A 12043-nucleotide genomic window follows, 5' to 3' on the forward strand; every position below is an offset into this window, starting at 1 on the left:
CATCCGTGACGGAAGGCACCACCTCCCCGGCCGCTGAGGGCGTCGACACCCTCTCCCGCCTGGAGCAGGAAGGGGAGATCGCCGCCGATTACCTTGAGGGCCTGCTTGACATCGCCGACCTCGACGGCGACATCGACATGGACGTCGAGGCGGACCGGGCCGCGGTCTCGATCATCAGCGACAGCGGACGCGACCTGCAGAAGCTCGTCGGCCGTGACGGCGAGGTGCTTGAGGCTCTCCAGGAGCTCACGCGCCTGGCCGTGCACCGCGAGACCGGCGACCGCAGCCGGCTGATGCTGGACATCGGCGGCTACCGCGCCAAGAAGCGCACGGAGCTCGCCGAGCTGGGCGCCAAGGCCGCGGACGAGGTCAAGAGCACCGGTGCACCGGTGAAGCTGGACCCGATGACGCCGTTCGAGCGCAAGGTCGTGCACGACGCCGTCGCGGCCGCGGGACTGCGCAGCGAGTCGGAGGGCGAGGAGCCCCAGCGCTTCGTCGTCGTACTGCCCGCCTGAGCGGTCATTGCTTCGTCGGCCCCGTCTGTTCGCAGGCGGGGCCGATCTTTGTCAGCCTGATAGTCAGCCGCCGGAGTGCGGTCACGCATAGGTAGGGAAGGACGGTCCCCGTGACGGAGGCAGAGGCAGCAGCGGAGCTTCCCCCGGCGCCCGATGAGGCGCGGGAGGTTTTCGGGGAGTTCTTCCCCGAGGCCGTGCGGTATGCGGAGCTGCTCGCGGATGCGGGGGTCAAGCGAGGTCTGATCGGCCCGCGCGAGGTACCGCGCCTGTGGGAGCGGCATCTGCTCAACTGCGCGGTGCTCTCCGAGGTGGTGCCGGAGGGCGTCACGGTCTGCGACGTCGGCTCGGGGGCGGGGCTGCCCGGTATCCCGCTGGCGCTGGTGCGGCCGGACCTGAAGATCACGCTCCTCGAACCGTTGCTGCGGCGTACCAACTTCCTCCAGGAGGTCGTGGAGCTGCTCGGCCTCGACCATGTCACCGTGGTGCGCGGCCGGGCCGAGGAGATGCTGGGCAAGGTCACTCCGGTCCATGTGGTGACCGCCCGCGCGGTGGCCCCGCTCGACCGGCTGGCCGGCTGGGGCGTTCCGTTGCTGCGCCCCTACGGCGAGATGCTGGCGCTCAAGGGCGACACGGCCGAGGAGGAGATCGTCGGTGCCCGCGCCGCGCTGAGCAAGCTCGGTGTGGTGGAGACGACGGTGCTGCATGTGGGCGAGGGCGTGGTGGACCCGCTCTCCACGGTCGTACGGGTCGAGGTGGGCGAGAGCCCGGGCGGTGTGCGGTTCGCCGCGAAGCGCGCCAAGGCCGCCCGGACGAGCCGGACCCGACGTCGCCGCTGAACTCGGCTCACGGTATCGGGTGTTACGTGGACAAATGGTCCATAGAAGGCCGTATACGTACGCATTTCGGAGTGTCGTAACGGTCTCTCGGTAGCGCGGATGCATCGTGTTTCACGTGAAACGTCGCTCACTGCTGCATGGAATCATCAGCCGCGGCCGTGCGGCTTCCTCGCCGCGCGACCGCAAGCCGTTCGCGGGGGGCCTTGGGTCCCCCACGAGGGCTACGGAGTTGTCCACAGAGGTGGATTCATCCACAGAAGACCGGGCCTCGCTGGTTCACGACCCCGAAGACATGGGAGGCTCTGTTCATTGCGAGCCTGAAGTCGAGGAGAGTGAATCCTTGCGGTCCGACGCCAACATCGCGGGACCGATGACCGATCCGGTCCCCGGTCCCCGTACCGAATCGGCGGGGGAGGATGTTTCACGTGAAACACCGCCCCCGATGGACGACACCCCCATCGGTCGTGCTGCCCAGCTGGCGGTGGAAGCCCTCGGCCGGACCGGCGAGGGGCTGCCCCGGCCTGAGCAGACCAGAATCATGGTCGTTGCCAACCAGAAGGGCGGCGTAGGGAAGACCACCACCACGGTCAATCTCGCCGCTTCCCTGGCGCTGCACGGTGCCCGGGTACTGGTGGTCGACCTCGATCCGCAGGGCAACGCCTCGACGGCACTGGGAATCGACCACCACGCCGAAGTCCCGTCGATCTATGACGTACTGGTCGAGAGCAGGCCGCTCTCCGAAGTCGTCCAGCCCGTCCCGGATGTGGAGGGCCTCTTCTGTGCCCCGGCCACGATCGATCTCGCCGGTGCGGAGATCGAACTCGTGTCCCTGGTGGCCCGGGAGAGCCGGTTGCAGCGCGCCATCCAGGCGTACGAGCAGCCGCTGGACTACATCCTGATCGACTGCCCGCCCTCGCTGGGTCTGCTGACGGTCAACGCGCTGGTCGCGGGGGCCGAGGTCCTGATCCCGATCCAGTGCGAGTACTACGCGCTGGAGGGCCTGGGCCAGCTCCTGAGGAACGTCGATCTCGTGCGCGGCCACCTCAACCCGACGCTCCACGTCTCGACGATCCTGCTCACCATGTACGACGGCAGGACCCGGCTCGCCTCCCAGGTGGCCGACGAGGTGCGCAGCCACTTCGGCAAGGAGGTGCTGCGCACGAGCATTCCGCGCTCGGTGCGGATCTCCGAGGCGCCGAGCTACGGGCAGACGGTTCTCACCTACGACCCGGGCTCCAGTGGCTCGCTGTCGTATCTCGAAGCTGCCCGCGAGATCGCCCTGCGCGGTGTCGGTATGCAGTACGACCCCACGCACGCGCATGTGGTCAGCCAGAACAACCAGCACAGCATGTCGGAGGGGATCCAGTGAGTGAGCGACGCAGAGGACTGGGGCGTGGGCTCGGGGCGCTGATCCCATCAGCCGCGCAGGAGAAGCCGGGCTCCTCGGTGGGGACGGCTTCCACGTCTCCCTCGTCGGTGCCGGTACTGACCGCGGAGCGCGGGGTGGCGGCCGCGAAGGTGGCGACACTGCCGGCGGCCTCTGTTCCACGTGAAACAACGCCGGAACCGGAGCCGGAGGCCACACCTGAGCCGGTCAGCCCGGCCGGTGCGTTCTTCGCCGAACTGCCGATCGACTCGATCACGCCCAACCCGCGCCAGCCGCGTGAGGTGTTCGACGAGGACGCCCTGTCCGAGCTGGTCACCTCCATCAAGGAAGTCGGGCTCCTCCAGCCCGTCGTCGTCCGGCAGACCGGCCCCGAGCGCTACGAGCTCATCATGGGCGAGCGGCGCTGGAGGTCCTGCCGTGAGGCAGGGCTGGAGCGGATCCCCGCGATCGTCCGTGAGACGGATGACGAGAAGCTTCTGCTCGACGCCCTCCTGGAGAACCTGCACCGGGCCCAGCTGAACCCGCTGGAAGAGGCCGCCGCCTACGACCAGCTGCTCAGGGACTTCAAGTGCACCCATGACCAGCTGGCCGACCGCATCGGGCGCTCCCGGCCGCAGGTCTCCAACACGCTGCGTCTGCTGCGCCTTTCGGCTCCCGTGCAGCGCCGGGTCGCCGCCGGTGTCCTCTCGGCGGGCCACGCGCGAGCCCTGCTGTCGGTGGACGACACCGCGGAGCAGGACCGGCTCGCTCACCGCATCGTGGCGGAAGGGCTCTCGGTGCGGGCGGTCGAGGAGATCGTCAGTCTGATGTCCTCGGAGCCCCAGGCCGCTCCCAAGGCGAAGGGGCCGCGGGCCGGGACACGGGTCGCCCCCGCGCTCTCCGATCTGGCGCACCGGCTCTCGGATCGTTTCGAGACGCGGGTAAAGGTCGATCTTGGCCAGAAGAAGGGCAAGATCGTCGTCGAGTTCGCCTCGATGGAGGACCTGGAGAGGATTCTCGGCACCCTCGCCCCGGGTGAGGGGCGGGTCTTGGAGAAGGGCCTCGCCGAGGACACCTCGGAGGACGTCAAGAGCTGAGTCTCCTGCGGTGTCGCTTGACGGCGGGCCGTGTTCCGGTGCATACCGGAACACGGCCCGCCCTTTGCATGAGGACGCTGTCCCTGTCGAGAGGGGCTGGATACGATGCGTTCTGGTATGGCACATCCACCTTGATCCATCCTCTGAGGGAGGGCGGGGGCCATGCGAACGGTGAGCCGCACTCAATTGGTGACGGCGGGACTCGGTCTCGGGGCCGTCGGCGGATTCGTCGGCAGCCTGTTGCGGGAGCGGAGCGCGCTGTGGGCCGCGCAGGGTGCGGCAGGCGAGGGAAGTGAGGAACAGCCTCCATGGGGCGTCGGCTCGTACCGCTCACGCTGGACAACCTTCCGGACCTCCCCAAGCGCTGCCGTGGCTGCGTCTTCTGGGAACTCGACCCCGTCAGCGGAGAAGCCGCGGTAAAGGCCGGCCGACCCGAACTGGAGAAGGAGGCCTGGATCTCGGGCGTGCTCCTGGAATGGGGCTCCTGCGGCCGGGTCGTCTACGTCGATGACGTTCCGGTCGGCTATGTGCTCTACGCGCCCCCGGCCTATGTGCCCCGCTCCACCGCCTTTCCCACCAGCCCGGTGGCCGCCGACGCCGTGCAGCTGATGACCGCCTGGATCATGCCGGGCTATCAGGGACAGGGGCTGGGGAGAGTGCTGGTGCAGACCGTCGCCAAGGATCTGCTGCGCCGCAACTTCAAGGCGATCGAGGCGTTCGGGGACGCTCGTTGGACTGAGCCCGCCTGTGTGCTCCCGGCCGACCATCTGCTGGCGGTGGGCTTCAAGACCGTACGGCCCCACCCGCGGTATCCGCGGATGCGACTTGAGCTGCGGACGACGCTGTCCTGGAAGGAAGACGTCGAGCTGGCCCTGGACCGGCTGCTGGGAGCGGTCCAGAAGGAGCCGGCCCTCAGGCCGTTGTAGCCAGACCGCTGGAAACGGCGTTTCACGTGAAACAACGAACGTGGCGGAACTTACTTCGCGGTGATGAAGCCGTCGAGGTCACGCACCAGCGCGGCCTTCGGCTTGGCGCCGACGATGGTCTTGACGACCTCGCCGCCCTGGTAGACGTTGAGCGTCGGGATCGACATGACGCCGTACTTGGCGGCCGTGTCCGGGTTCTGGTCGATGTTGAGCTTGACGATCTCGATCTCGTCGCCGTGCTCGGCCGCGATCGCCTCAAGCGACGGAGCGATCTGGCGGCAGGGGCCGCACCACTCGGCCCAGAAGTCCACGAGAACGGGCTTGCCGCTCTTGAGGACGACCTCGTCGAAGTCGGCGTCGGTTACGTGCTTCAGGGTGCCGGCCACGGCAGTCTCCTAAGGGGTGTTGGGGGAGGAGGGAAGCTGAAAGGGCGGGATCAGACGCCGGCGGCGGCCTTCTCGCTGTCGGCGAGCGCGGCGAGGAAGCGCTCCGCGTCCAGGGCGGCCGAGCAGCCGGTGCCGGCCGCGGTGATGGCCTGCCGGTAGGTGTGGTCGACGACGTCACCGGCGCCGAAGACACCCGTGAGGTTGGTGCGGGTCGACGGGGCGTCGACCTTCAGGTAGCCCTCGTCGTCCAGGTCGAGCTGGCCCTTGAAGAGCTCGGTGCGCGGGTCGTGGCCCACGGCGATGAACAGGCCCGTCACGGGCAGTTCGGAGGTCTCGCCGGTCTTGGTGTTGCGCAGCGTCAGACCGGAGAGCTTCTGGTCGCCGTGGATCTCCGCGACCTCGCTCTCCCATGCGAACTTGATCTTCTCGTCGGAGAAGGCACGCTCCTGCATCGCCTTGGAGGCGCGCAGGCTGTCACGGCGGTGGACGATCGTGACCGACTTGGCGAAGCGCGAGAGGAAGGTCGCCTCCTCCATCGCGGTGTCGCCGCCGCCGACCACGGCGATGTCCTGGTCCTTGAAGAAGAAGCCGTCGCACGTGGCACACCACGAGACGCCGCGGCCGGAGAGCTTGTCCTCGTTGGGCAGACCCAGCTTGCGGTGCTGCGAGCCGGTGGTCACGATCACGGCCTTGGCACGGTGAACGGTGCCCGCGGTGTCCGTGACGGTCTTGATCTCACCGGTCAGGTCGACGGCGACGATGTCGTCCGGGACCAGCTCGGCGCCGAAGCGCTCGGCCTGGCCGCGCATGTTGTCCATGAGCTCCGGGCCCATGATGCCGTCCTGGAAGCCGGGGAAGTTCTCCACCTCGGTGGTGTTCATCAGGGCACCGCCGGCGGTGACGGCACCCTCGAACACCAGCGGCTTCAGCGACGCACGTGCGGTGTACAGCGCGGCCGTGTATCCGGCCGGCCCCGAGCCAATGATGATCACGTTACGGACGTCGCTCACGGGTTTCTTCCTCGTCTCTGCGGACTGCCTACTGCCTGTCGGGGCCCCGGTCCAGGACTCTCACCCCACCCAACGGATCCTACGGGGGATGCATTCCCGAGCCGGACGGGCGGCGCGGAGCCGGGTCCTTCGAGGCCGCTCAGCGCCGAGGGTAGGAGTGCGTCAGCAGCAGCTTGCCCTGCGTCGGGGACCCGGTGTTCTCGCAGGCCGCGTCGATGAGGTAGGCCTCGACGTTCGCGGGATTCGCCGGATCGGGCAGCACGACGAGATACACCTTGGTTCCCTCGTACGTGCCCTGCTCGGCGGCGAGAGGCGGCTGGGAGGGGCGTCCGGTGCCCGCCTGGACACAGGGTGGAACGCTGGCGGCCGAGCGCAGGCTGTCCGACGGGTTGTCGCTGTCGGGGGCGTTCTTCGTCGACGGCGCGATCCCTGCCGAAGGGGCCTTCCCGGAACTCTGGCCGCCGTGCTGCGCCAGAAGCGACTGGACGCTGCCTTCGAGCGTGCCCGAGGAGAACACGGTGCCGCCGGGCGAAGAAGCCTGGGAAGAGGCCCGCTCGGCCTGGGGGGACGGCGAAGAAGAGTGGATGTTCTGCACGAAGAAGATCCCGGCACCGACGGCGGCGGCGCCGATCACCGCACTGAGCACGGCGGTCCGGCGACGGCGTGCCCTGGCGGCGCGTCCGGGGCCCGTGGCCGCGCGGCTGTGCCCGGAGGGGCGCCCGGCCGGAGACGTGGCCGAGCCGGTGGGCGCCTGAGCGGGGGCGGCCACCGATTCGCTCGGTGAGGTGGACTCGGCCGGCGACTCGCTCGGTGCGACGGCTGTTTCACGTGAAACATGCGCGGTTTCACGCTCGTCGGCTTCGCGGGAGGCGTCGGCTGCAGGGGCCGTGGAGTTGAGAAGTGCTTCTGCGGCCAGTGCCGCGTCGATGCGCCCTGCCACGTCGGCGGGCATCCGCTGCGGCCCGGGCAGAGTGCCGAGCAGATCGCGGATCTCCTCAAGGGAGGCCCGAACGTCGGTGCAGAGCGCACAGCCCTCCAGGTGCCGACGGACGTCCGCGGTACGGGACGGCGACAGAAGGCCTTCGGCGAGCTCGGAGATCTCCGAGACGTCCGGGTGTTGTGTCGTTCCGGTCGTGGTTGTCACGCGCGCCCACCTCCGCCCTTGACGGCAGCCGAATCGCTCGGTCCTGCGTCGTTCGTTTCCGACACCGGTGGGACGGATGTCCCCGGCGTCCGGTTCCTTCCCCCACGGGACTCACCGCTACCCCCCGTATCGGCGCGCAGATGAGTGAGGAGTGGCAGCAGTCGTGCCCGGCCCCGGGCACAGCGGCTTTTCACCGTGCCGGCGGGGACATCGAGCACTTCGGCCGCCTCGGCCACGGGATAGCCCTGCATGTCGACGAGTACGAGTGCGGCGCGCTGGTCCGGCGGAAGGGTGCCCAGGGCCTCGATGAGCTGGCGGTGCAGGTCCTGACGCTCGACCGGGGCCTCGGCCGACTCGTGCGGTTCGAGGAGCTGGTCCAAACGCTCGCTGTCGTCGACCGGGGACGTCTTGCGGGAGGCCGCCTTGCGGGCCCGGTCGAGACAGGCGTTCACCGTGATGCGGTGCAGCCAGGTCGTGACGGCCGACTGGCCGCGGAAGGTGTGGGCGGCCCGGTAGGCGGAGACGAGCGCGTCCTGGACGGCGTCAGCGGCCTCCTCGCGGTCCCCCAGCGTGCGCAGCGCCACCGCCCACAATCGGTCGCGGTGACGCCGCACGATCTCACCGAAGGCATCGGGGTCTCCCTCGACATGGCGCGCCAGGAGTTCCTGGTCGCTTATGTCGCCCAGTGTGGCCTCGTCCAACGGTGAGCCTCCCCCTGCCGTTCGGTCAGCCGGCGAACTTCACATCGGTGATGGCCTGCTTGTGCCCCGCGCGACTGTAATCGTCCCCGCCGCCCGAATAGGGCATCGCCGTCATCCAGAGCAGTACGTACCGCGATGTGACCGGGGTGCTCGCCTTCAGGGCGGCCTTGGTGCCACTGGTCTGGACGGTGGCGATCCGCGTCATCGAGCCGACCGATGCGGACGGCGACAGCGAGTCCGCCGCGTACAGCGTGATCGTGGTGTGATCGCCGCCGTATCGCAGCAGTATCGACGCGGTGGAGATCTCCTTGGCCGAGCCGAGGTCGTACACGATCCCCACGCCGGCCTTCACCGACGGAGCCAGGTTCGGGCCGTCGTCGAAGCTCCTCGTGCGCCAGTAGGTCGAGGCGCTGCCGTCGTAGGTCTTGCTCACGTCGGCCGCGTCCTGCGGCAGTCCGTCCGGCGCGTACTCCTGGGCGCCCTGGATCGCGAGCGGCAGCGGAGCCTTCGGCTTGTCGCCTTCGTCGCCGCTCTGGTCCGTGGTGCGGGTGTTGCCCGTCTCGTTGGAGCCGCCCTTGTCGTGCTGGAGCAGGGCGTCGGCGAGCTGCCAGCTGCCGAGGCCCAGCGCGGCGATCAGAAGGGCCGAGACGGCCCACTTGAGCGCCTTGCCGGTGCGTCCCTGGAGCGGCGGGGGCGGCGGCGTCACGGCCTGGGCGACGGAGGGGCCCGGGCCGTTGGCCGGCCGGCCGTACGTCCCCTGCTGGTAGGTGGTGCGCTGGTACTCGGGCGGCGCGGTGAACGCCGGCTCCGGTGGGCGGATGCGTGGCATCTCCCCGATGGCCTTGACCAGCTCGTCCGGGGTGGTGCACGGGGGTTCCTGGCGGGACGCGGTGGCCCCGTCGTTGACCAGTGCCCGCATGGCGAGCTCCGAAAGCCCCCGGTGGACGCCCGCCCGCACCTGGTCGGGGGCGATCAGGCCGACGCCCTTCGGCAGCCCGTGCAGGCCGTAGGCGTCGCTCTCGTACGGCCAGCGCTGGGTGAGCACGGCGTACAGGAGCGCGCCGATGGCTTCGGTGTCGCTGCGCTGCGGGGTGTCGGAGCTGATGCCGCGCAGGGCGGCGGCCACGGCGAGCCCGCGGATGCGGTACTGCCCCGTCGAGGTCCGCAGGACCGCGCTCGGGGTGAGCCTGAGGTGTGCGAGGCCCTCGCGATGGGCGGCCGCCATGGCCTGGGAGACCTGGGTGACCATCTGGTAGGCGTCGTGCGCCTCCAGCGGGCCGAGCGCCAGCAGGGCGGTGAGTTCGGTCGCGTCCGGCAGCCACTCGTGGACGACGTAGACGAGGTCGTTCTCCTCGACGGCGTCCAGGACCTGCACGAAGCGGGGGTCGCCGAGCAGCGCGGAGGAACGGGCGGCGGCCAGCACGGAGCGGGCCCGCGGATGATCGGCGGGCAGCAGGTGGACGCCGACGGCGCGGCGGAGTTTCTCGTCGACGGCACGCCAGCTGCTGAAACCGTCCAGACGGGTGACGCACTCCTCAAGACGGTAGCGTCTGGCCAGCTTGTGACCGCTGTGCAGTTCGGGCGTCGCGATGGACGGCTCGGTGGCCTTGCGCTCGCCGCCGCCGTTCGCGTTCTGCTCCGCCGCGTCTGCCGTGTCGATGGACTCCGTCACCCCGTCGGTCGTCGCCTTGTCCGCCTTGGCGGTCAGCGGGTTGTCGCCGCTGTTGTCGGCCACGTCGACGGCAGCCGTGCTACGTTCCGCCACCGTCGCTCCTGCCTCCCCATCCGTTGCGTGCTGTAGGCCAGCCATGCAAAGTCACGCCAATTGTGCCCACAGTCCGGCACTATGCACGACACGCGGTGGCCGTCGATGGTTGTGCGCGGGCCGCGGCCTCAGCGGCCGAGCCGCCCCCGGACCATGCCGACCATCGCGTTCAGCTCTTCGATGCGCATCCGCTTGGCCGCGACGAAGAAGACTCCGAGCAGTACGGCACCGCCCACGACCAGCGCCACGACCGATCCTCCCGCGCCCTCGCCCAGGAACTTCAGCAGACCGAATCCCACCACGCCACCGACCACCGCGGCCGGAACCGCGGCGAGGCAGAGGCGGGCGTACGTACGCAGGACGTGCGCGCCGTCCAGGTCGCCGCCCAGCCTGTTGCGCAGCCGCCGCCAGGCCACCCCGACGCCCACGGCGTAGGCCAGGCCGTACGCGGCGGCCATGCCGACGACCGCCCATCGGGCGGGCAGCACTACGTAGCAGGCGGCCGAGGCCGCCGCGTTGACGGCCGCCACGATCACCGTGTTGTAGAACGGCGTACGGGTGTCCTCGTAGGCGTAGAAGCCCCGCAGCACGACGTACTGCACCGAGTACGGGATCAGGCCGAGGGCGAACGCCATGAGGATGAAGCCCATGGACTGGGCGGCCTGGATGCCGCTGGAGGCGTACAGCAGGGTGCACATCGGGACGCCGAGCGCGAGGAACGCGAAGGCGACCGGCACGATCGCGACGGCCGAGTTGCGCAGCCCCTGCGAGATGTCGTCGCGGACCGCGCCCGGGTCGTCGTCGTGCGCGGCGCGCGAGATGCGCGGCAGCAGCGCGGCCATGACCGAGACGGTGATGATGGCCTGCGGCATGCCCCAGATCAGCTGGGCGTTGGAGTAGGCGAGGAAGCCGGCCCCGTCCCGCCCCGACTCCTTGCCCGCCGCCGTGGCGAGCCGTGTGACGACGATGACGCCGGCCTGGTTGGCGAGCACGAACATCACGGTCCACTTGGCGAGCTTGACCGTCTTGCCGAGCCCGTGGCCCTTCCAGTCGAAGCGCGGCCGGAACCGGAAGCCGGTCTCCCGCAGATAGGGGAGCATCGCCAGGGCCTGCACGACCAGGCCGAGCAGGGTGCCGATGCCGAGCAGCTTGACGCCGTCGGGCGGGATCGTCTGGACGCCCATGTGGGACTCGGCGGAGGTGCCGTAGACCCAGATGAACAGGCCGAACGTGCAGATCATCACGATGTTGTTGAGGACCGGGGTCCACATCATGGCGCCGAATTTGCCGCGGGCGTTGAGGATCTGGCCCATCACCACGTGCACACCCATGAAGAAGATCGTGGGCAGGCAGTACCGGGCGAAGGTGACGGCCACGCTGTTGGCGGCCGCGTCGTTGCCGATGGTGGGCGACATCAGCTGGATCAGCAGCGGCGCCCCGATGACGGCGAGCGCCACGATGGTGCCCAGCGCGACCATGACGAGCGTCAGGAGACGGTTGGCGTAGGCCTCGCCGCCGTCCTCGTCGTCCTTCATGGAGCGCACCAGCTGGGGCACGAACACCGAGTTCAGGCCGCCGCCGACGGTCAGGATGTAGATCATCGTCGGCAGGGTGAGCGCGATGGTGAAGGTGTCACCGAGCAGGGCCGCACCCAGCGCCGCGGTGATCACCAGGCTGCGTACGAAGCCGGTGAGCCGGGACACCAGGGTGCCCGCGGCCATCACCGCGCTGGACTTCATCAGGCTGGAGGCGCGGCCGGCCGCCTTGCGGGGCGGTGCGGGCACGGATTCCGGCGCGGCGGGCGCCGGGGGCTGGCCCACCTGCTGCTGGTCCCGGTAGAGGTGCGCGAACGCGTCCTGCTCGGGCAGTTCCTCGCCCGCCTGGGTGACCAGGTCGTCGACGCCCACGAACTGAGTGGTCCGCGCGTCGTCGCCGTAGGGCAGATGGCGTGAGGGACCCTCGGGCTCGGGCGGCGGGGTCTGGGCCCAGATCCGCGGGTCGGGCGCGTACTGCTGCGCGGCGGGCTGCTGGTAGAGCGGCTGCTGGTCCGCGTAGGTGCCCGGGGGCGGTGGCGGATGCGCCGCGCGGTCGTAGAGCGCCTCGGTCACCGGGTCCTGGGCGGACAGGTCCTGCGACCGGTACGGGTCGTAGGCGTAGGCGTCCTGGACGTACGGGTCCGGAGCGGACTGCGGCGGCGGGATCTGCCCCGCCTGGGCGGGTGCCGGGGGCGTGCCCCCGGAGGGCGCGGCGCCGCTGCCGCCACCCTGCCCACGGTCACCGTCGTACGGCGCGTTCAT

At 69.9% G+C, this 12043-nt stretch carries 11 protein-coding genes; 5 read left to right on the plus strand and 6 right to left on the minus strand.

Annotated elements, in window-relative coordinates; translation table 11 throughout:
- The first annotated feature begins 5 nt into the window (after positions 1–5).
- The 5 genes from ACFYNP_RS02885 to ACFYNP_RS02905 all read left to right on the plus strand — a co-directional run bounded on the left by ACFYNP_RS02885 (position 6) and on the right by ACFYNP_RS02905 (position 4740).
- On the plus strand, positions 6–515 hold the full coding sequence (locus ACFYNP_RS02885; RefSeq protein ID WP_100575620.1) for a R3H domain-containing nucleic acid-binding protein: 510 nt from the start codon (positions 6–8) through the stop codon (positions 513–515).
- Between the two features lie 110 nt (positions 516–625).
- Complete coding sequence (gene rsmG, locus ACFYNP_RS02890; RefSeq protein WP_388413999.1) at positions 626–1351, plus strand: 16S rRNA (guanine(527)-N(7))-methyltransferase RsmG; 726 nt, start codon at positions 626–628, stop codon at positions 1349–1351.
- A gap of 292 nt (positions 1352–1643) precedes the next feature.
- A complete protein-coding gene (locus ACFYNP_RS02895) occupies positions 1644–2720 on the plus strand; it encodes a ParA family protein (protein ID WP_384900263.1) in 1077 nt (358 codons plus the stop codon).
- Positions 2717–3814 carry a ParB/RepB/Spo0J family partition protein gene (locus ACFYNP_RS02900; RefSeq protein WP_388781983.1) on the plus strand — a complete coding sequence of 366 codons (1098 nt, stop codon included), beginning with the start codon at positions 2717–2719 and terminating at the stop codon, positions 3812–3814. Before ACFYNP_RS02895 ends, ACFYNP_RS02900 begins: the two co-directional genes overlap by 4 nt.
- Before the next feature lie 308 nt (positions 3815–4122).
- Positions 4123–4740: a GNAT family N-acetyltransferase gene (locus ACFYNP_RS02905; RefSeq protein ID WP_388414005.1), complete on the plus strand. Its 618-nt coding sequence runs from the start codon at positions 4123–4125 to the stop codon at positions 4738–4740.
- 50 nt (positions 4741–4790) lie between these two features.
- Here the strand turns inward: ACFYNP_RS02905 and trxA are convergent, their stop codons facing one another.
- From trxA to murJ, 6 genes are all read right to left on the minus strand, one after another.
- Positions 4791–5126, minus strand: a complete 336-nt coding sequence (gene trxA / locus ACFYNP_RS02910) for a thioredoxin (protein WP_388414008.1) — start codon at positions 5124–5126, stop codon at positions 4791–4793.
- 50 nt (positions 5127–5176) lie between these two features.
- A complete protein-coding gene (gene trxB, locus ACFYNP_RS02915; RefSeq protein ID WP_100575626.1) occupies positions 5177–6136 on the minus strand; it encodes a thioredoxin-disulfide reductase in 960 nt (319 codons plus the stop codon).
- Positions 6137–6275: 139 nt separating this feature from the next.
- A complete protein-coding gene (locus ACFYNP_RS02920; RefSeq protein ID WP_388781987.1) occupies positions 6276–7280 on the minus strand; it encodes a hypothetical protein in 1005 nt (334 codons plus the stop codon).
- The gene (gene sigM / locus ACFYNP_RS02925) at positions 7277–7981 is read right to left on the minus strand and encodes an RNA polymerase sigma factor SigM (protein ID WP_388781990.1); all 705 of its coding nucleotides are present in this window, start codon (positions 7979–7981) and stop codon (positions 7277–7279) included. Before sigM ends, ACFYNP_RS02920 begins: the two co-directional genes overlap by 4 nt.
- A gap of 25 nt (positions 7982–8006) precedes the next feature.
- On the minus strand, positions 8007–9746 hold the full coding sequence (locus ACFYNP_RS02930; protein ID WP_388414017.1) for a serine/threonine protein kinase: 1740 nt from the start codon (positions 9744–9746) through the stop codon (positions 8007–8009).
- Between the two features lie 128 nt (positions 9747–9874).
- On the minus strand, positions 9875–12043 hold the full coding sequence (murJ, locus tag ACFYNP_RS02935) for a murein biosynthesis integral membrane protein MurJ (protein WP_388781993.1): 2169 nt from the start codon (positions 12041–12043) through the stop codon (positions 9875–9877).

It is taken from the genome of Streptomyces sp. NPDC006691 (assembly GCF_042869955.1).
GTDB lineage: Bacteria > Actinomycetota > Actinomycetes > Streptomycetales > Streptomycetaceae > Streptomyces.

Coding starts and splice junctions, on each gene's coding strand:
- ACFYNP_RS02895 (WP_384900263.1), top strand. CDS start 1,644: ATGGGAGGCTCTGTTCATTGCGAGCCTGAAGTCGAGGAGAGTGAATCC.
- ACFYNP_RS02905 (WP_388414005.1), top strand. CDS start 4,123: ATGGGGCGTCGGCTCGTACCGCTCACGCTGGACAACCTTCCGGACCTC.
- murJ (WP_388781993.1), bottom strand. CDS start 12,043: ATGAACGCGCCGTACGACGGTGACCGTGGGCAGGGTGGCGGCAGCGGC.